The sequence below is a fragment of the Collinsella aerofaciens genome, from assembly GCF_015557435.1.
Classification (GTDB): Bacteria; Actinomycetota; Coriobacteriia; order Coriobacteriales; family Coriobacteriaceae; genus Collinsella; species Collinsella aerofaciens_Z.
The window spans coordinates 24,546-44,254 of the sequence record NZ_JADNOH010000099.1 but is presented as its reverse complement, the minus strand read 5'-3'; the positions used below and the strand labels follow the sequence as shown (position 1 = coordinate 44,254).

14 protein-coding genes are annotated in these 19,709 nt (G+C 60.7%); all 14 read left to right on the top strand.

Annotated features, from left to right (window positions below; genetic code table 11):
- Positions 1-123 precede the first annotated feature (123 nt).
- The 14 genes from I2G43_RS09850 (at position 124) to I2G43_RS09785 (ending at position 19,642) form a co-directional block, all read left to right on the top strand.
- Complete coding sequence (locus I2G43_RS09850) at positions 124-1,203, top strand: LacI family DNA-binding transcriptional regulator (protein ID WP_195536011.1); 1,080 nt, start codon at positions 124-126, stop codon at positions 1,201-1,203.
- Positions 1,204-1,665: 462 nt separating this feature from the next.
- Positions 1,666-3,093, top strand: coding sequence for a glucuronate isomerase (gene uxaC, locus I2G43_RS09845; protein WP_195536010.1), 1,428 nt, complete (start codon positions 1,666-1,668; stop codon positions 3,091-3,093).
- A 96-nt stretch (positions 3,094-3,189) separates the two neighbouring features.
- Complete coding sequence (locus I2G43_RS09840) at positions 3,190-4,704, top strand: tagaturonate reductase (RefSeq protein WP_117803648.1); 1,515 nt, start codon at positions 3,190-3,192, stop codon at positions 4,702-4,704.
- Positions 4,705-4,782: 78 nt separating this feature from the next.
- The gene (locus I2G43_RS09835) at positions 4,783-6,267 is read left to right on the top strand and encodes a UxaA family hydrolase (RefSeq protein ID WP_117800000.1); all 1,485 of its coding nucleotides are present in this window, start codon (positions 4,783-4,785) and stop codon (positions 6,265-6,267) included.
- A 379-nt stretch (positions 6,268-6,646) separates the two neighbouring features.
- Positions 6,647-8,206, top strand: coding sequence for an MFS transporter (locus I2G43_RS09830; protein WP_195536009.1), 1,560 nt, complete (start codon positions 6,647-6,649; stop codon positions 8,204-8,206).
- A gap of 117 nt (positions 8,207-8,323) precedes the next feature.
- Positions 8,324-9,919: a glycoside hydrolase family 28 protein gene (locus tag I2G43_RS09825; RefSeq protein ID WP_195536008.1), complete on the top strand. Its 1,596-nt coding sequence runs from the start codon at positions 8,324-8,326 to the stop codon at positions 9,917-9,919.
- 131 nt (positions 9,920-10,050) lie between these two features.
- Positions 10,051-12,216: a pectinesterase family protein gene (locus tag I2G43_RS09820; protein ID WP_195536007.1), complete on the top strand. Its 2,166-nt coding sequence runs from the start codon at positions 10,051-10,053 to the stop codon at positions 12,214-12,216.
- Positions 12,217-12,285: 69 nt separating this feature from the next.
- Positions 12,286-12,954 (top strand): SGNH/GDSL hydrolase family protein, encoded by a 669-nt coding sequence (locus I2G43_RS09815; protein ID WP_117778845.1) that lies wholly within the window; start codon positions 12,286-12,288, stop codon positions 12,952-12,954.
- A 107-nt stretch (positions 12,955-13,061) separates the two neighbouring features.
- Positions 13,062-14,300, top strand: a complete 1,239-nt coding sequence (locus I2G43_RS09810; protein ID WP_195536006.1) for a glycoside hydrolase family 88/105 protein — start codon at positions 13,062-13,064, stop codon at positions 14,298-14,300.
- Between the two features lies 1 nt (position 14,301).
- Positions 14,302-15,207: a sugar phosphate isomerase/epimerase family protein gene (locus I2G43_RS09805; RefSeq protein ID WP_195536005.1), complete on the top strand. Its 906-nt coding sequence runs from the start codon at positions 14,302-14,304 to the stop codon at positions 15,205-15,207.
- A gap of 96 nt (positions 15,208-15,303) precedes the next feature.
- Positions 15,304-16,521 carry an FAD-dependent oxidoreductase gene (locus I2G43_RS09800; protein ID WP_195536004.1) on the top strand — a complete coding sequence of 406 codons (1,218 nt, stop codon included), beginning with the start codon at positions 15,304-15,306 and terminating at the stop codon, positions 16,519-16,521.
- Positions 16,522-16,722: 201 nt separating this feature from the next.
- The gene (locus I2G43_RS09795) at positions 16,723-18,672 is read left to right on the top strand and encodes an NAD(P)/FAD-dependent oxidoreductase (RefSeq protein WP_195536003.1); all 1,950 of its coding nucleotides are present in this window, start codon (positions 16,723-16,725) and stop codon (positions 18,670-18,672) included.
- 129 nt (positions 18,673-18,801) lie between these two features.
- Entirely contained in the window at positions 18,802-19,290 is a 489-nt protein-coding gene (locus I2G43_RS09790) for a type II toxin-antitoxin system RelB/DinJ family antitoxin (protein WP_195536002.1), read from the top strand.
- Positions 19,277-19,642, top strand: a complete 366-nt coding sequence (locus I2G43_RS09785; RefSeq protein WP_195536001.1) for a DUF86 domain-containing protein — start codon at positions 19,277-19,279, stop codon at positions 19,640-19,642. Before I2G43_RS09790 ends, I2G43_RS09785 begins: the two co-directional genes overlap by 14 nt.
- Positions 19,643-19,709: the final 67 nt, after the last annotated feature.

The window sequence follows — 19,709 nt, the reverse complement described above, 5'->3', positions numbered from 1 at the left end:
CGCGAGCATCCGTTCGCGGGGCGTTTTTCGCATTTGGGGACAGGCATGGAGAGTAAACGGGTGATTATGGGGTATCGTTAACCGTATTGTTAATTAACGGCCTACCGATACTGGAGTAACTCTATGAGCGCTCGCGTAACCATGAAGGATATAGCCGCCGAGCTCGGCGTTTCCATCAATACCGTGCACAAAGCCCTGACGGGTAAGGCCGGTGTGAGCGAGTCCGTCCGCGCCAAAGTCAACGATAAGGCCGAGGAGATGGGCTATCACCGCAACACGAGTGCTTCGAGTCTGCGTCGCAAGGATATCAACCTGGTGTTTTGCCTGCCGTGCGCATCGCGCGAGGGCGCTTACTTCTATCGCTACCTGTGGGAAGGATGCAATCGCTTTGAGCAGGAGGTCATCGATCAAGGTATTACCGTTGAGCGCGTTGAATTTGGCGTGGGCGGTTATGCCGATGCGCTCGAGCAAATCGATGAGCGCCTGCAAGTGGGCGAGAAGATCGACGGCTTGCTTGCCTACGTCCCGGGTGACGACCGTGCGACCCATCTACTGGAGCAAATTGCCGAGGCGGGCGTGGCGATTGAGCTCGTCGATGGCGACCGTCCACACCTCGACCGCTTGGGCGCCAGCTTGGCCGATTATTCAACGGCGGGCAGCCTGATGGCCGAGCAAGCGGCCAACCTAGTACATGCCGCCGGCGCCGATGCCCGTGTGCTCCTGCTAGCGGGCGACCCCTATACCGATTCGCACTACCTAACCGCCCGCGCCTTCCATAATTACCTGCGCGAGCACAACGTCCCCTGGCAGGTCGAGGATCTTACCGGCGCTCATGCCCAGGTCAAGCAGCTCGAGCGCGAGCTCAAGAACCGCCTTAACGGTCCGGATGCCCCCGAGCTGATCTGCAGCGTGTTCGCCGTGGGCTCCGAGCTGGTGGCCGATGCACTCGTTTCGGCCGGCAAGGCGGGGGAGGTCATGGTGATCGGCAACGACCTGTTCCCCGAGAGCGTGCTTGCCCTGCACCACGGCATCTTTACCAATATCGTCTACAAGGACCCGGTCGGTTTGGCCTATCGCGGTGCCAAGACGCTGGGGGATTACCTGCTGTGGGGTAAAGCGCCTGCGGATCCCGTGCAAAAGGGCGCCGTGGAGATGGTGTTTGCCAGCAACGTCGATCGTTACTGCAAGCTCGCGGGCATCTAGCCGGTCTGGGCGGGTACCCCCGCCAGCGACGTGCATTTTTGAGAGTATTCAGCAACGTTGGGTCCCGGAGAGGGGCATAACGACTGTTTTGAGGGCCTTTGGTGGCGAGTTTTGCCATCAAAGGCCCTTCTTTGTGCCAATCAAGCACGGTGCATGGGGCAAATAAGGTGCTTCGGGCTGTATTTGGGACCCTGCGCTGCAGAATACTCTCAAAAATGCACGTCGCATGGGGACCCACCCTGACGGAAGGCGCTATGAGCCCATAGTCGGATGGCTTTGTGGGCCGCAATATGTGCGGCGCGATCCTTGTGACAACCGTTAAACGCCCAAAACCTACCGTTCACCCCGTGATGGTTAGGTGAACGTTCACCTAACGCGCCATTTTGCACTACTATAGTGAACGTTCACCTAGAGGATAACGAGCGCGCGATGCGCCCGCTCCGCCAACAGAGGGGTTGTTTGATGAAAAACTTCATGGACGATCAGGATTTCCTGCTGAGCACCAAAACCGGTGAGGAGCTGTTCCACAACTTTGCCGAGGGCATGCCCATCGTTGACTACCACTGCCACATTTCTCCCAAGGAGATCTGGGACGACAAGCGTTTTGAGAACATCACCGAGGTTTGGCTGGGCGGTGACCACTACAAGTGGCGCCTGATGCGTGCCAACGGCGTCGACGAGCGCTTCATTACCGGCGATGCCCCTGCTCGCGAGAAGTTCCAGAAGTGGGCCGAGACCTTGGGCCGTTGTGTGGGCAACCCCGTCTTTGAGTGGAGCCACCTGGAGCTTAAGCGTTACTTTGGCTACGAGGGCGTCCTGAACGGCAAAACCGCTCAGGAGGTCTGGGACCTTGCCAACGCCAAGCTCGCTGAGGCCAGCTTTACCTGCCGCAACCTGATCAAGCAGTCCAACGTCCGCATGATCTGCACTACCGACGACCCCGCCGACAGCTTTGAGTGGCACAAGAAGATTGCCGCCGACGACAGTTTTGACGTTCAGGTCGTTCCCGCCATGCGCCCCGATGCCGCCCTGCGCATCGAGCGTGGCCAGGAGTTCGCCGACTACTGCAAGCATCTCTCCGAGGTTGCTGGCGTTGAGATCAGCGACTTCGAGGGCATGAAGGCTGCCATCTCCAAGCGCTACGACGTTGCCCACGAGCTGGGCTGCCGCGCTTCCGACCACGCGCTCGACTACGTTATGTACGTTCCGGCTACCGCCGACGAGATCGAGACTATCTTTGCCAAGGGCCTTGCCGCCGAGCCGCTTGCCGAGGACGAGGTCCTCAAGTACAAGACGGCCTTTATGCAGTTCGTCGCCGGCGAGTATGTCCGCCTTGGCTGGGCCATGCAGCTGCACTTTGGCTGCAAGCGTGACAACAACCGCGCTATGTTCGCCAAGCTCGGTCCCGACACCGGCTACGACTGCATCTCCAACTACACGCCGTCCGACCAGCTGGCCGATTTCCTCAACTCCATCCAGGAGGCCACGGGTCTGCCCAAGACCATTCTGTACAGCCTGAACCCCATCGACAACACCATGATCGATACCGTGATGGGCTGCTTCCAGGAGGCTCCGACCGCCGGTAAGATCCAGAACGGCTCTGCCTGGTGGTTCAACGACAACGAGATCGGTATGCGCGAGCAGCTCACGGCTCTGGCTAACGAGGGCGTGCTGGGCAACTTTGTGGGCATGCTTACCGATTCCCGCTCCTTCCTGTCCTACCCGCGTCATGAGTACTTCCGTCGCGTGCTGTGCGGCGTGATCGGCGAGTGGGTCGAGCAGGGCAAGTATCCGGTCGACATGGAGCTGCTGGGAGCCATCGTGCGCGACATTAGCTACAACAACGCGGTCCGCTACTTTGGCTTTGACCTGGATACCGTCGAGGCCTAAACCCGCATCGAATCACACCGAACTCGGGAGCGCCGTTGCCACACGCGGCGCCCCCGTTTTGCCTGCACGCTAACAGCAATCTAAGGAGAGACATCGATGGAGAACATCAGCTACGAGACGCTCGAGAAGATCGGCTACAAGGGCTACCTGCTGCCCAAGGACGCGCCCGAGAAGGTTCTGCAGTTTGGCGAGGGCAATTTCCTGCGCGCCTTTGTCGACCGCTTCTTTGACATGGGCAACGAGGCAACCGGCTGGAACGGCAAGGTTGTCATGGTCCAGCCCATCAGCGGTGCCTTTGGCTTTGCCGACGGCATTAACGCTCAGGATGACCTGTACACCGTGCTGGTGCGCGGCAAGGAGAGCGGCAACACGGTCGACGAGTCCCGTGTGATCAGCGCCTGCAGCCGCTGCCTCAATCCGTATCGCGAGGACGACTACCGCGCCATGATGGAGGTCGCCGTCTCCGACGATTTGGAGATTATCGTCTCCAACACCACCGAGGCCGGTATCGCCTACGATCCGTCCTGCAAGGCCGACGACATGCCGCCCGCGAGCTTCCCCGCCAAGCTTGCCCAGGTGCTCCACACCCGCTGGGCCGCCGGCAAGCCGGGCGTCATCGTGCTCGCCTGTGAGCTCATCGATCACAACGGCGAGGAGCTGCTGCGCATCATGAACCAGTACGTGAGCGACTGGGGCTGGGAGGACGAGTTTGCGCAGTGGATGGCCAACGACTGCACCGTCTGCACCACGCTCGTCGACACTATCGTCCCCGGCCGTATCCGCGACCCCAAGGAGGCCGCTGCCGTGGCCGAGCGCCTGGGCTACGAGGATCCCTTCCTGGCCGTGCGCGAGCCCTTCCAGATGTGGGGTATCCAGGGCGATGAGTCGCTCAAGGAGCGTCTGCCCTTCGTGAAGGCCGGCCTGCCGGGCGTCTTTGTGACCCCCGATGTCACCCCGTACAAGAAGCGCAAGGTTCGCATCCTCAACGGCGCCCACACTGCCTTTGTTCCGGGTTCCTGGGTTGCCGGCTTTGACATCGTGCGCGATTGCATGCATGACGAGACCGTTCGCGGCTTCATGAACACCATGCTCTACGACGAGGTCATCCCGACGCTTGCCGCCGATCTTGATGTCGAGGACTGCAAGGCCTTTGCCGCCGCCGTCGAGAACCGCTTCGACAACCCGTTTATCGACCACGCGCTGCTCTCCATTTGCCTCAACTCAACCGCCAAATGGCGTGCTCGCGACCTGCCCACGCTCAAGGACTATGTTGCCGAGACCGGCAACCTGCCCAAGTGCCTGGCGACGAGCCTCGCTACGCTCATTGCCTTCTATACGCAGGAGCTCGTTGCTCGCGAGGGCGATGGCCTGCACCTGCGCCGCGCCGACGGCACCGAGTACACCGCTCAGGACGATGCCTTCGTGCTCGATTTCTACGCCGCCCACGCCGGTGCAGACGATGCCGAGCTGGTGCACGACGTGCTCAGCAACGAGCAGATGTGGGGCGAGGACCTTACGCAGATCGCCGGCCTTGAGGAGTTTGTCGTCAACGCGCTTGCCGTTGTGCGCGCCGAGGGCGCCAAGCAGGCATTTGCCAACGCCCAGGCCTAAATCCTTCTGTGCGCCCGCCGGGCAACTGGCGGGCGCCCGCTGACTTCTGCTCAACCTGTAGGGTTAGGACTCTTTGTAATGAATACTATCCAGATCAATCCGGCCGACAACGTGATCGTCGCGCTGTCGCCGCTTGCCAAGGGCACCGCCGTCGCGGTTCCCGGGGTGGGCGAGGTCGTTGCCGCGGAGGATATTCCGCAGGGCCACAAGATGGCCGTGCGTGCCATTGCGGCGGGGGAGGACGTCGTCAAGTACGGTCTTCCTATCGGTCACGTGACGGGCGACATCCAGCCCGGTCAGTGGCTTCATACGCATAACGTCAAGACCAACCTTTCGGGCGAGGTCGAGTACGCTTACAACCCGACGCATCCGGTCGTTGAGCCGGTTGAGCCCGAGACCTTTATGGGCTTCCGTCGCGCCGATGGCCGCGCCGCCACGCGCAACGAGCTGTGGATCATCCCCACGGTCGGCTGCGTCAACGAGGTCGCACGTGCCATGTGCGAGCAGGCTCAGGATCTGGTCGAGGGCTCGCTGGAGGGCGTTTACTACTTCCCGCATCCCTTTGGCTGCTCGCAGACCGGTGCCGACCATGCCCAGACGCGCCGTCTGCTGGTGGCGCTCTCGCGTCACGCAAACGCTGCGGGTGTGCTGTTCCTGTCCCTCGGTTGCGAAAACTGCACGCACCAGCAGGTACTCGACGAGCTCGGTGACTTTGATCGCGAGCGCGTTCGATTCCTCGCCTGCCAGGATGTAGCCGACGAGCAGGTCGAGGGTCACAAGATCCTGTCCGAGCTTGCCGACCTGGCCAAGCAGGCCAAGCGTGAGCCCATTCCTGCCTCCGAGCTGGTCATTGGCCTTAAGTGCGGCGGCTCTGACGGTCTTTCGGGCATTACCGCCAACCCCACGATCGGTCGCGTGAGCGATATGGTTGTCGCCCGCGGCGGCACGTCGGTGCTCACCGAGGTTCCCGAGATGTTTGGCGCGGAGAGCATTCTGCTCGATCGCTGTGAGAGCCAGGACGTCTTCAATGCCGCCTCCGACATGCTCAACGGCTTTAAGGACTACTTTATCAGCCACGGCGAGGTCGTCTATGAGAACCCGAGCCCCGGCAACAAGGACGGCGGCATTACCACGCTCGAGGACAAGAGCTGCGGCTGCGTGCAAAAGGGCGGATCTGCCCCCATCGTCGACGTGCTGCCGTATGCCGGTCAGGCTACCAAGCATGGCCTGAACATGCTGTGCGGTCCGGGCAACGACATGGTATCCACCACGGCCCTGACGGCTGCCGGCTGCCACGTAATCCTGTTCTCGACCGGCCGCGGCACGCCGTTTGGCGCACCGGCGCCTACACTCAAGGTGTTCACCAACCAGCGTCTGTGCGACCACAAGGCCAACTGGATGGACTTTAACGCCGGCGTGGTGGCTACGGGCGAGCGCACGCTCGATGAGGCTGCCGACGACCTGTATCAGATGGTGCTGGACACGGCGAGCGGCAAGCTTACGAGTGCCGAGCGTCGCGGCTGCCACGAGATCAGCATTTGGAAGGATGGCGTCTGCCTGTAGCGGTAAATGGGTTCGCATAGGGCGCTATTGACCATGGCCCCGTCGGGAGTGTTCCCGGCGGGGCCATGTTTGTTCTGTCTGTTCGGGCGTGTCTTCCTGAGGGTACGGGAGCGGCGAAAACAATAAACGTTCACCTAATCGACCTCAAATTTAAACCCACTCAATACCTATGTAATCGTGATTTTTTTCAAGTCAGATATCCGTTTAACGGCAAAAAACGACCGTTCAAGGATAATATACAAGTGAACGTTCACCTATCATATGCAATCGCGCATAATCTAGCTAAACGTTCACCCTACGAGTGGGCGATATGCAGACAGACATCGGTATGGACTCCAATGTCTTGTTACAAGACAATCGAGAAAAGAGAGGGAGCTCGATGACTAACAAGATCGGTAAAAAGCGCAAGATCACATTCTGGACGCGCCTGGGCTTTGGTATGGGCGGCATGCTCAACTCCGGTGCCCTGAGCTTTACGCACAGCTACATGGTGCTGTTCCTGTCCACGGAGTGTGGCCTGTCCGCAGGCGAGGCTGCTCTGATCAGCTCGTTCGCCATTTACCTCAACGCCATCCTTTGCCCGCTGATGGGCTTCGTGGCCGATAACTTCTACGCCACCAAGGTCGGCCGTATCTTCGGTCGTCGCCGTTTCTGGATTCTGCTGGCTATCCCGATGATGGTCGCCGAGCCGCTCATCTTCGTGGCTACGCCGTTTGGCTTCCCGTACTACTTCGCGCTGTACCTGATCTACAACGTCGCGTACACGTTCTGCACCGCCAACCTGTCGCCGCTGACCATCGAGATGACCGACGACTTCAAGGAGCGTACGTACCTCACCGGCTACAAGCACCTCTTTGGTAACGCTGCCGGCTTCCTGATGGCTGCACTCGTCGGCTTCGGCTTTGGTACTTTCGGCGAGACCAACCCGTTCAGCTACTTCATCATCGCTACGATTAACGCTTCGGTCATGGCAATCTCGCTGCTCTGCGTGTACCTGTCCACTTGGGAGCACACCCCCGAGGAGGTTGCCCAGGAGAAGATCGAGAGCGTCGGCGAGGGCATCAAGAAGTTCTTCATCGACGTTGTTTCCACCTTCCGCAACAAGTCCTTCCGTAAGGTTCTGTACGCACAGGTCTCCACGAAGCTCGCTGCTGCCTGCTGGTCTGCCTGCCTGTCCTTCTTCATCGTCTACTGCCTGCAGATTCCTAAGTCCTACGAGTCCGTGATGGAGATGCCCGGCAAGGTCGTCGCTATCGTCTGCACCGCTATCTGGGTTGCCCTCATGGCCAAGAAGGGCTTCCACAAGTCTTGGTACCTGGCCAACGTCGGTTGCGCTGCGTGCATCATTGCGTACAACTACTTCGCCTTTGGTCAGATCAACGGCACCTCTACGGTCGCCATTGCCATGATCGCCTACCCCATCATCTTCGCCATCTGGAAGTTCTTCTACGTTGGCTTCCAGTATCTGCCCGATGTTCTGCTCAACTACATCCCCGATGTCGATGAGCTCATCACCCTGCGTCGTCGCGAGGGAATCTACAGCTCCGCTCAGCAGCTCTGCCAGCAGATCGCCCAGGCTGTCGCCGTCAACGCATGGGCTATCGTCCTCGCTGCCTCCGGCTTCATTCAGACCGCCGGCAACAGCGACGCTGTGACCCAGCCCGCTACCGTGCCTCTGTACATCTGCGGCTACATGCTCATCGGCTGCGCCGGCTTCTTCCTGCTCGCGGCTGTCCTTGCCCGCGGCATCAAGATCGACAAGGAGCAGTGCGACATCCTCTGCGACGAGATCAAGCGCGTCAAGGAGGGCGGCAAGATGGCCGACGTCCAGCCCGAGGTCAAGGCGCTCTGCGAGGAGCTCTCCGGCTTCAAGTATGAGGACTGCTTCGCTCACAATAACGTTGGCTTCCAGGACGGCAGCGTGACGCCCGCCGAGTAAGGCAAGCGCATCGTCCACATCACAGGGCCGTGCCACCGGATATCCGCCGGCAGGTACGGCCCTTTTTTACAACAGCGTACAATTAACTTTTAGAGAATCTTTTTGAGGGAGAAACCCATGGAGACGAACGTTATCTGGCGCAACGCCCGCGCGGCCGTGATCGAGCTCGACGACGGCGGCTACTTTACTTGCGCCGATACGTGGGAGATCTTTGTCAACGACGAGCCCGCCGGCACCACGAACACGGTCGAGACCTATGTCGACGGTCTGGTTCCCGGCAAGCGCAACCTGATCCGCTTTGTTTGCAGCGAGCGCGAGCTGAGCGTGGGCGTCACTACGCCGGCAGAGCCTTTCACCATTAACGTTCGCGACTGCGGCGCCAAGGGCGATGCCGAGCACGACGACACCACCAACATCCAGGCTGCCATCATGGCCTGCCCCAAGGGTGGCCGCGTGCTGATCCCCGCCGGCAACTACCGCATCAAGTCGCTCTTCCTCAAGAGCAATATCAACATCGAGCTTGCCGAGGGTGCCGTGCTGCTGGCCCGTCACGACCGCGCGGCGCTTGCCTACATCCCCGGTACGGTCAAGGGCGACGAGGGTGCCGGTTACGCCGGTACCGACATGACCCCGCTGGGCCGCTGGGAGGGCGAGAGCTTCTCGACCTATTGCTCCACCTTTACCGGCTTAAGCGTGCACGACGTGTGCATCTATGGCCGCGGCGCGATCGATGGCCAGACCGATTTTGCTGAGGACAACTGGTGGAACAAGGACTTTAAGAACATCTTCCGTCCCGAGGAGGGCCGCGAGGTCGCCCGTCCGCGCATGATCTTCCTGTCCGAGTGCGAGAACGTGAGTCTGGTCGGCTTTACCGTCCGCAACAGCCCGGCATGGAACATCCACCCCATCCTGTGCGAGCACGTCGATGCGCTCTGCCTGTCCATCGAGGGTCCCAAGAACTCCCACAACACCGATGGCTTCGACCCCGAGAGCTGCGGCTTTGTCCGTATCCTGGGCTGCCAGTTCTCGGTGGGCGACGACTGCATCGCCATCAAGAGCGGCAAGCTGGGTATTGAGCCCGAGCTCCGCCCCGCAACGCACGACGTGCTGATCTCGCACTGCTACATGCACGATGGCCACGGCGCCGTGGTCTTGGGTTCCGAGGCGGCCGGCGGCATCAAGGACCTCACCGTGAGCAAGTGCCTGTTCGAGCGCACCGACCGCGGTCTGCGCGTCAAGACCCGTCGCGGTCGCGGTAAGGACGCCGTCAACGAGGGCATCACCTTCGAGCACATTCGCATGGACAAGGTGCTTACGCCCTTCGTGGTCAACTCGTTCTACTTCTGCGACAAGGACGGCAAGACCGATTACGTCCAGAACCGCGAGGCACTGCCCGTCGACGACCGCACGCCCGGCTTTGGCGCCACGACGTTCTGCGATATCGAGGCCACCAACTGCCATGCCGCTGCGGCCTACATTACGGGCCTGCCCGAGAGCAAGGTGACGCGTCTGACGTTCCAGGATGTCCATGTGACCTTTGCCGCCGATGCCGAGCCCTTTGTGCCGGCCATGGCCTGCGGCGTGGAGCCCATGGTGCGCCAGGGCATCATCGCGCAGAACGTGAAAGTCCTCGACCTGCAGAACGTGCGCATCGAGGGTCAGGATGGCGACGAGCTGCAGCTGCAAAACGTCGACAAGGTTATCCGCGCGTAGGGTAGTGCTCCTGCACAAGTGAATACGGCATGTTGAGGCGTGCGACGGTCGGGTCTGCCCGGCTGTCGCACGCAATCTATAGGTGCCGGCATTGCATGGTGGGTGTTCTGTGACAGAAAGCGTAATGACAGATGAGTGGTAAAGAGCAGCTCTTTGAGGTATCGCTCGAACGCGAAGGCGCGTATCGCAGCATTTCGGCGGCGCTCGAGGCGGCGGAGCGGTGCGTGTCCGATACGACCGTGCCGGTGCGTGTGCTGGTGGAGCCGGGCGAGTATCGCGAGCAGGTCGAAATTCGTCGTCCGCATGTGACGCTCGAGGGCGAGACGGCCGACAGCGTGCGTATCGTGGGAGGCCTGGGTGCCAAGATGCCTTCGGAAGATGGTAGCGGCCAGGATGGAAGACTCGGCACCTTCCGTACGTACACGGTGCTGGTCGATGCCGACGACGTGACGCTTGCGGGTCTAACAATCGAAAACAACGCCGGTGATGGGCGCGAGGTCGGCCAGGCGATTGCCCTGTATGCCGATGGTGACCGCCTGGTTGTCGATGCCTGCTGCATTAAGGGACACCAGGACACGCTCTTTTTGGGGCCGCTGCCGCCGCGCGAGACCAAGCCGGGCGGCTTTATAGGCCCCAAGCAGTTCGCCCCGCGCCGCGTGGGGCGGCAGTATTTTCGACGTTGCCGGATCGAGGGCGATGTCGACTTTATCTTTGGCGGCGCGCGTGCCTACTTTGAGGGGTGTGAGATTCGCTCGCTCAACCGCGATATGGATGTCAACGGGTATGTAACGGCAGCCTCCACGCCCCAGGGCGAGCCGTACGGATTTGTGTTTCATGGCTGTTCGTTTACAGCCGATGAGGGCATTGCCCCCGGATCGGTCTATCTGGGTCGTCCATGGCGCGAGTGGGCCCAGACCGTTTTGCTCGAATGCTGGCTGGGCCCCCATATTTCACTCGAGGGTTGGTGGGATTGGAATAAGCCAGCGGCACATGACGGCACCCTGTATGCCGGCGGTGCCCTGTTTGGCCCGGCGGGTGATACTGCCGCTTGGGTGCCGTGGGCGCATTGCCTGACCGGTCAGGATTCCGAACGCTATGCGCGTGACCGAGTGCTTGCCGGCACGGATGGTTGGGATCCCGAGGGCGGCGACGGTGATGCGGTAGAGACGGCCGGGCTATCTGCCAATGGCCGCACCGTGCACATCGAGACGTACTACGAGGACGAACCTGCGCTGCGCGCCCGACTGAAGCGCGAGGGGCGCTCGGCCGCATTTACGGGCAAGACTCCCACAGACTTTGAGGCATGGAAGGCTGCGACCAGGACTCGTCTGTACGATATTTTGGGTCTTTCGCTTATGGACCGCGCCCCGATTGAGATTCGTGAGCTCAATCGCGTGCGGGTTGCCGGCAGCATCGTGCGTACTCATGCGGTGCTGCAGGTTGAGCACGATGTGTGGATGCCGTTTTACCTGTTGGAGCCGTCCCGCCCCAAGCTTGACGAGCGGGGACTCAAGCGCTGCTATATCTGCCCGCATGGTCACCAGGGGGCGGGTGCTGCAAGCATAGCCGGCGTTGCGGGCGTGCCGGCGGTCGACGATGCCGTGCGTAAGTTCAATTACGACTACGGTCTGCGTTTGGCGCGCATGGGTTATGTGACCGTCTGCCCCGATGCGCGTGGTTGGGGATACCGTCGTGACTGGAAGGGTCAGGGCGACGACGAGAACAGCTACCTGCGCGGTACGTGTCTGAATCAAGCACGTATGGCCGAGCCGCTGGGTCTTACGGTCGCGGGCCTCAACGCATGGGACAACATGCGCTTGATTGATTACTTGGAGACACGCGGTGACATTGCCATGGACGACCTGGGCTGCTTTGGTTTTTCGGGCGGCGGTTACATGACGTTGTACCTGTCCGCGCTCGACCCGCGCGTGCGCAAGGCGTTTGTCTCGGGCTATCTGTACGGCGTTGATGATTCGCTACTGCACCTCAACGGCAATTGCAGCTGCAATTACACGCCTGGACTCTGGCGTCTGCTCGACATGGGCGACATTGCATCGCTTGTCGCGCCACGGCCGCTCTTGGTTCAGAGCTGCGAGAAAGACCATCTCAACGGCGCCCGCGGGCTTGCGAACGTAGACGAGCAGCTCGATATCGTTCGCGACGCCTACGCGCTGCTGGGCAAGGACGAAAACCTTCTGCACGAGGTCTGCCCGGGTGGACACCACCTGGGCGTGGCGCATCTTGCCGAGGATATCGAATGGCTCGATTCGCAAGTTGCGGAATACGCCCACGCATAGTCCCTCGGTATGTTGTGAATGAACGGTATGTACCTGTATGACCGCCGGTGTGCGGGTGAGGAGAAGAATATGGAAACGAAAAACTTGAGCGAATCGACCGTCTGCTGCTTTGGCGATTCGACCACCTGGGGCGATAACGGATGCGGCGGGGGAGGCAACGACATCTCTTGGACCTCGCACCTGGGTGCGCTGCTGGGCGGCGCTACGATCGAGAACTTTGGTATTAAGGGTTCGCGTATTGCCGTCAAGGCCGACCGTAGCGATTCGTTTGTTGAGCGCTTGGACGGCATCGATCACACGGCAGATATCTGCATCGTCTTTGGCGGCGTTAACGACTTTAGCCGTAACGTGCCGCTGGGAGAGCTGGGCAGCACGGACGTGCACGAGTTCTACGGTGCGCTCGACTACCTGATCCGCACCATCACGGCGCGCTCGCCTCAGGCAAAGCTGATGTTTATGACGCCGTGCAAGACGAGCGGCAAACACGAGAAGGATATTCCGGCAAGCAACGAGGCCAACCATCTGGGCCTGACGCAAGACGCCTATGTGCGCGCGATGCTGGAGGTCTGCGATCGCTACTCGGTGCCGGTGATCGACCTGTATGCGCAAAGCGGCATCAGCCCGTTTTTGCCGGAGCACCGCGAGCTCTACATGCCGGACGGTCTGCATTACAGCCCTGCCGGCTATGAGCGCCTGGCGCATCGCATCGCTGCGGGCCTCACCGCCGTTTGCCGTTAAAAGTTTGCCGTTCACGGGGATTATAGGGTTAACGTTCACCCTATAATCCCCGTTCGCGTTACACTAGGGGAAACGTTCACCCATCACCAACGTCAGAGGGGACAGCAATGGGTTGCAATCAGATTCTGGATAGCTACATCGAGCAGTTGATCGAGACATCGACGCCGCAGGCGCCGGCCTGGAATATCGAAAAGCTTCGCGCCGGCAAGGAGAACACCTGGAATTACATTGACGGCTGCATGATCAAGGCACTCATCGAGCTGTACGAGATCACCGGCGAGCAGCGTTACCTGACCTTCGCCGACGACTATATCGACTTCTTTGTCCAGGATGACGGCACCATCAAGCATTACAACCCCGAGGAGTACAACCTCGACAACGTCAACGCGGGCAAAACCCTCTACAAACTCTATGACCTGGTGGGCAAGCCCAAGTACCGTGCCGCCATGGACACGATCTATCGCCAGCTCGAGACCCAGCCGCGTACCAAAGAGGGTGTGTTTTGGCACAAGGCCGTCTATCCCAACCAGATCTGGCTCGACGGCATGTACATGGCGCAGCCGTTCTACATGCAGTACGAGCTGAGCTTCCACAACCGCCGTGCCTGCTCGGATAGCTTCCATATGTTCCAAGTGGTGCACGACCTGATGCGCAACCCCCTCAACGGTCTGTACTATCACGCTTACGACGCGAGCCGCAAGCAGTTTTGGTGCGATCCCGTCACCGGCCTTTCGGCCAACTTCTGGTTGCGCGCCGAGGGCTGGTTTGCCATGGCGCTCATCGATACCTGGGAGCTCATGCCGCCCTCGATGTCGGCGGAAAAGGACGAGATTCGCAAGATGTTCCACGACCTGATTGACGCTATGCTGCCGTATCAGGATGAGAAGACCGGCATGTGGCACCAGGTCATCAACCTGCCCAATATCGCCCCCAACTATCTGGAGGAGTCGGGCAGCGCGATTTTTGCCAATGCCATCATGAAGGGTGTGCGTCTGGGCGTGCTGGGCGAGCGTTACTACCAGTACGGCCGCCGTGCGTTTGACGGCATCTGCGACACGTGCCTGTCCGAGCGCGACGGACAGCTGGCGCTCGACAACATCTGCCTGGTGGCGGGCCTTGGCAACACCACGCACCGCGAGGGCACGTTTGGCTACTACATGAGCGAGCCCGTTGTCAAAAACGACGCGAAGGGCGTGGCGCCGCTGGTGCTTGCCTATATCGAGACCATGCATCATGACAAGCTTGCCGGTAAGCGCGATCCGCTTGCCCCTTCGGGCGTGTGCTCCATCGACGACCCGTTTGGCGGATACACCCCGGGCATCAATGCTCATAAGGGGCGTGAATAGCGTGGGGGCCATTACTCCGGGCGTGCGTTTACACGACCTTCCGCAGGGGACCGTCGAGGAACGCATTCGCATGGCAGGAGAGCTGGGCTTTTCGTGCATTCAGCTGCCGAGCAAGGTGCTCTACGCATCAATGGGAATCGATCGATGCGGTCTGACCCGCGAGCTCGCCGACCACCTGTGCGAGGTGCTCGACGAGGCAGACGTTTCGGTCGCCGTGTTCGGCTGCTATAAAAACCTGGCGACCCCCGATCGTCAACAGCTCATGGATAACTTTGCCGAGTACGAGGCATGCCTGAACTTTGCCAAGATGCTCGGCGGCTGCCCGGTGGGCACCGAGACCGGTCGCCCCAACGTGCAGAATAACGTGGCGGACGATCGCATGACCGACGAGGCGCTCGATGCGTTTGTTGAGGGTCTCAAGTATGTCTGTGGTCGTGCCGAGGCAACGGGCGGTCAGATTTTGATTGAGCCCGGCTGGAACGAGACGGTCAACACGCCCCAGCGTTGCCGCGAGGTGCTTGAGCGCGTGCCGAGCTCGGCACTCGGCGTGATTTACGACCCGGTGTCGCTGCTGCATCCGAGCGTTGTCGGCGAGGCACAGGAGATTACATCGGACATGCTCTATCTGTGCGGCAGCAAGGTTCGCGTGCTACATGCCAAGGACTACGAGGTCGTGGATAACGAGGATGAGGCTGGCTGGTGCGATGGCACGGGCTCGCGTCTGGTGTGCCACGGCGTGGGCGAGACGGGTCGTTACGACTTTGAGCCTGTCGTTGCCTGGGCTGCCGCTGCCTGCCCGGGCATTCCGTGTGTGGTCGAGAATAGCGTGCCGGCGACAGCAGCTGGTTGTCTGACGACGCTCGAGCGTATGTCTGCCCGTTGCGAAGGCGCGCATCGGGAGATGTAGCGTGGCCGACGGTCGCTACGGGCGGACGGCTAGACGGTACTGGGCAGCATCTGGAACTGCCCGCTATTGTGTTGATGCAAATCAGAGGGGAATCGCGTGGCTATCCACATTGTCGAGGAAGCAAATCGTTGTCTGGGTTGTAAAAAGGCGTTCTGCCAGATCAAGGGCTGCCCGGTGCAGACGCCCATTCCGCAGGTCATCGATCTGTTTAAGCAGCGTCGTCTGGAGGAAGCGGGCGAGCTGCTGTTCCAGAACAACCCGATGAGCGCGGTCTGCTCCATGGTGTGCAACCATTCGGGCCAGTGCGAGGGTTCGTGCGTTCAAGGCCGCAAGGGTACGCCGGTGCATTTCTCGAGCATCGAGAACTATATCTCCACGGCCTACCTCGATCGCAAGGAGTGGAAGCCTGCGCCGTCGTGCGGCAAACAGGTCGCCGTGGTCGGCTCGGGTCCTGCCGGTATTACCGTGGCCATCAAGATGGCCCAGCTGGGCTGCGCGGTCACCGTGTTTGAGCAGCGCCCCGAGATCGGCGGCGTGCTGGAGTACGGCATCCCCGAGTTCCGACTGCCGCGTTCGCTGGTGCAAAAGTACCGCCACGTGATGTGCTCGCTCGGCGTGCGCGTGCGCCCCTCGACGACTATCGGCGGCGCACTGCATATCGACGATCTACTGCGCGACGGTTATGACGCGGTCTTTGTGGGTACCGGCACTTGGCGTGCTCGCAAGCTGGGGATTCCCGGTGAGTCGCGCGGCAACGTGCTGTTTGGCATCGACTATCTGGTCGACCCCACAAGTGTGGCGATCGGACAGAACGTGGCGGTTATCGGCGCCGGTAACGTCGCTATGGATGTTGCCCGTACCGCACTGCGCTCGGGCGCTCGTAAGGTTACCGTGTATGCCCGCTCACGCCACATCTCGGCAATTGACGACGAGGTCGAGCTGACCGAGCTCGACGGTGCCGAGATCGTGTGCGGCAAGGCCATCTGCGCTATCGACGATAACGGCCCCGTGTTCGAGACGGCTATCTTTGACGAGGACAACAACGTGGTGGGCTACGAGGAAGAGCTCGACCATGCCGCGGCCGATACCATCGTCATCGCGGCCTCGCAGGTGCCCAAGGACAAGCTCGTGCTTACGACGGGCGGCCTGGAGACCGACCATCGCGGCCTGCTTTCGGTCGATGAGCACGGCATGACCACTGTGCCGGGCGTCTTTGCCGCCGGCGACGTGGTCAACGGCCCGCTTACCGTGGTCCATGCCGTGGCCGGCGCCAAACTCGCCGTCGAAGGCATGACATCCTACCTGGGCCTCTAACCCATCCCACCCTTATTGGTTGCGGTGAAATACGGACTGTTTTTGCTGTCAAAAGCCTCAATTGCTCCGTATTCCACCGCAACTTTTTGTGCGTCGAGCGAAAGCCGGGGGAGTGCGTGCGGCCGTGCGCCGGGCGGATGCTGATACGATAGGTGAGTTAGCAAATGCCGCCTTGCGCGGCCCAAACGAAAGGAAGCCTGCATGGAGTCCTCCGCCTATCCGATGCTCTTTAGCCCCATCAAGGTTGGTACGACCGAGGTTAAGAACCGTGTCTTTATGCCGCCGGTATCCACTAACCTGGCCGACCATGGCTATGTGACCGACGACCTGGTCGACCACTACCGCGCTCGCGCCAAGGGCGGCGTGGGCCTCATCATTACCGAGGTCGTGACGGTCGAGCCCACCTATACCTACCTGCCGGGCGACATGTGCTGCTATGACGACACGTTCATTCCCGGTTGGGAAAAGCTCGCCGCCGCCGTGCACGAGTACGGCTGCAAGATCATGCCGCAGCTCTTCCACCCCGCCTACATGGCCTTTAATATCCCGGGCACGCCGCGCCTGATCGCCCCGTCCTTCGTGGGCCCGTCCTATGCCCGCGAGGCACCGCGCCCCATTACGGTTGATGAGATCCATGAGCTCACGCACCAGTTTGGCGACGCTGCCGTGCGTATGCAGAAGGCCGGCGTCGATGGCGTCGAGGTCCATGCTGCCCACGCCCACGGCATGCTCGGTGGCTTCTTGACCCCGCTCTACAACAAGCGTACCGACGAGTACGGCGGTTCGCTCGATGCTCGCATGCGTTTCCTGCTCGAGGTCATCGCCGAGATTCGCGAGCGCTGCGGCAAGGACTTCATCATCGACGTCCGCATCTCGGGCGACGAGTACACCGACGGCGGCCTGACCCTCAACGACATGATCTACGTCTCGCGTCGCTTGGAGAAGGCCGGCGTCGACATGATCCACGTGTCGGGCGGCACCACCATCAAGCGCGGCTCCGCGATTCCCGCCGCCGGTACCCAGCAGGCCTCGCACGCCGCCTGCTCGCGTGAGATCAAAAAGCACGTGAACATTCCCGTCGCCACGGTCGGCCGCATTAACGAGGCATGGATTGCCGAGGAGCTGATCGAGGACGGTGCCGCCGACATCTGCATGATGGGTCGCGCCAACCTGTGCGATGCCGAGTTCTGCAACAAGGCGGCTGCCGGCAACGCCGACGAGATTCGCCCCTGCATCGGCTGCCTGCGCTGCCTGAACGGCATCATGTTTGGCAAGCGCATCTCCTGCACCGTTAACCCCGATGTCGAGCGCGACGAGGCCGGTTACGAGCCTACCGCCGAGGCCAAGAACGTGCTCGTTGTGGGCGCCGGTCCCGCTGGCATGGAGGCGGCATTCATTGCCGCCAAGCGCGGACACAACGTGGTGCTCGTGGACAAGCAGGACGAGCCGGGTGGTGAGATGCGCATCGCGGCCGTCCCGCCGGCAAAGCAGGAGCTCACCCGCGTGATTAAGTACCAGTATCGTCGTCTGGCCGAGGCCGGCGTGAAGTGCGTCTTTGGTACCGAGCTTTCGGCCGAGGACATTCAGCGCGACTACGCCGGGTACGAGGTTGTCCTGGCCTATGGCGCCGAGCCTATCGCTCCGGCCTTTATGCAGGGCTTTAAGCAGGTCATGACGGCTGACGACCTGCTGGGCGGCAATGCCTTCCCGGGCAAGAAGATCGTCATTGTGGGCGGCGGCACCGTCGGCTGCGAGACGGCCGACTATCTGGCTCCGCTGGTCAACGACCTGTCGCCGGCCAACCGCGACGTCACCGTCATCGAGATGACCAAGACCCTTGCCGCCAACGAGGGCGGCGCCGGCCGCGCGGTGCTCATCACGCGCATGCTCTCCAAGGGCGTTCACGTGCTGACCGAGGCCAAGGTGACCGAGATCACCGAGGATACTATCAGCTACGAGAAGGACGGCGAGGTCCACACCATCACCGGTGCCGATACGCTGGTGCTTGCCATGGGTTATCGTCCCAATACCAAGCTGGCCGACGACCTTGCCGCTGCCGGCGTTGCCACCCACGTGCTGGGCGATGCCAACAAGTGCGGCAACATCCGCGATGCCATCGGCGATGGCTACAAGGTTGCCTGCGAACTCTAGTCAACCCCTTGGTGCATGGGGGTCAGGTTACTTTGCACCAATCTGGTGCATACAAACCTGACCCCTTTGCACCAGTCATCTTGCTTCTCTGTATGATATTGTATAGCTACTGTCATACAGGAGGCTAAGATGAGTGCTTCAGTTTTGAGCGTCCGTGTTGATGCATCAATTAAGGAATCGTTTGCCGAGCTCTGCGAGGAGCTCGGCATGACGTCTTCCGTGGCGGTCAACATGTTCATGCGACAGATGCTGCGGGAGCGGTCGCTTCCATTCACCCCTTCTCTTTCAGTCGAAAGGGGCGGGGGTAAGACCGACGTTTTGACCGTTGGCGAAATCAAGGATGCCGTTATTCGCGCGGCGGGTACTCGAAAGGCGATTCGGTCGGTCACGTTGTTCGGCTCGTATGCCCGGCGTGACGCAAATGCCGATAGTGATATCGACCTGCGTATAGAGGTCGATCCCGATGTGACATTTGGGTTATTCGCTCTTTCTTCGTTCGCGGATGAGATCAAAGAGGCCACAGGCAAGCAGGTCGACGTCGTTTCGAGCGAACACTTGCGAGAAGATATTGCGCAGGCTATCGAGAGGGAGGGCGTGGTGCTGTATGTTCGCCCGTAAATCAGATGCGTTGCGCGCTCAGGAGATTCTCGAGGCGATTGATGAGACGACCGAGAGAATCAAAGCGTTCGGTGTGACGGAAGACGAGTTCCTCCATGCGGATGACATCAAGGCCAGGACGCTCGCCGATTCTCTCCTTATGTGTGCCCTTAGGGTGACGGAGGAGGCGGGTAAGCTGTCCGAGAAGGCGCAGCGACTGCATCCCGAGATTGAGTGGCGCGGTATCATCGGGATGCGTAACTATCTTGCCCATGATTACGGCAACGTCGATCGCGCCGTGGTTTGGGACGCGGTGACATCAGAGTTTCCCACTCTTGCAGCGGCATGCCGGCAGATTATCGAGGAATCTTAAACGGGCTGCCCTTGCGGTTTTGGTGCATGCAAACCTGACCCCATTGCACCAGTCGATAGCAAAAAGC

Bases quoted from the DNA above. Each gene is read 5' to 3' on its own strand.
- I2G43_RS09820 (WP_195536007.1), top strand. From the start codon at position 10,051: ATGAGTGGTAAAGAGCAGCTCTTTGAGGTATCGCTCGAACGCGAAGGC.
- I2G43_RS09815 (WP_117778845.1), top strand. From the start codon at position 12,286: ATGGAAACGAAAAACTTGAGCGAATCGACCGTCTGCTGCTTTGGCGAT.
- I2G43_RS09840 (WP_117803648.1), top strand. From the start codon at position 3,190: ATGGAGAACATCAGCTACGAGACGCTCGAGAAGATCGGCTACAAGGGC.
- I2G43_RS09850 (WP_195536011.1), top strand. From the start codon at position 124: ATGAGCGCTCGCGTAACCATGAAGGATATAGCCGCCGAGCTCGGCGTT.
- I2G43_RS09830 (WP_195536009.1), top strand. From the start codon at position 6,647: ATGACTAACAAGATCGGTAAAAAGCGCAAGATCACATTCTGGACGCGC.
- I2G43_RS09835 (WP_117800000.1), top strand. From the start codon at position 4,783: ATGAATACTATCCAGATCAATCCGGCCGACAACGTGATCGTCGCGCTG.
- I2G43_RS09790 (WP_195536002.1), top strand. From the start codon at position 18,802: ATGAGTGCTTCAGTTTTGAGCGTCCGTGTTGATGCATCAATTAAGGAA.
- I2G43_RS09825 (WP_195536008.1), top strand. From the start codon at position 8,324: ATGGAGACGAACGTTATCTGGCGCAACGCCCGCGCGGCCGTGATCGAG.
- I2G43_RS09810 (WP_195536006.1), top strand. From the start codon at position 13,062: ATGGGTTGCAATCAGATTCTGGATAGCTACATCGAGCAGTTGATCGAG.
- I2G43_RS09785 (WP_195536001.1), top strand. From the start codon at position 19,277: ATGTTCGCCCGTAAATCAGATGCGTTGCGCGCTCAGGAGATTCTCGAG.
- uxaC (WP_195536010.1), top strand. From the start codon at position 1,666: ATGAAAAACTTCATGGACGATCAGGATTTCCTGCTGAGCACCAAAACC.
- I2G43_RS09795 (WP_195536003.1), top strand. From the start codon at position 16,723: ATGGAGTCCTCCGCCTATCCGATGCTCTTTAGCCCCATCAAGGTTGGT.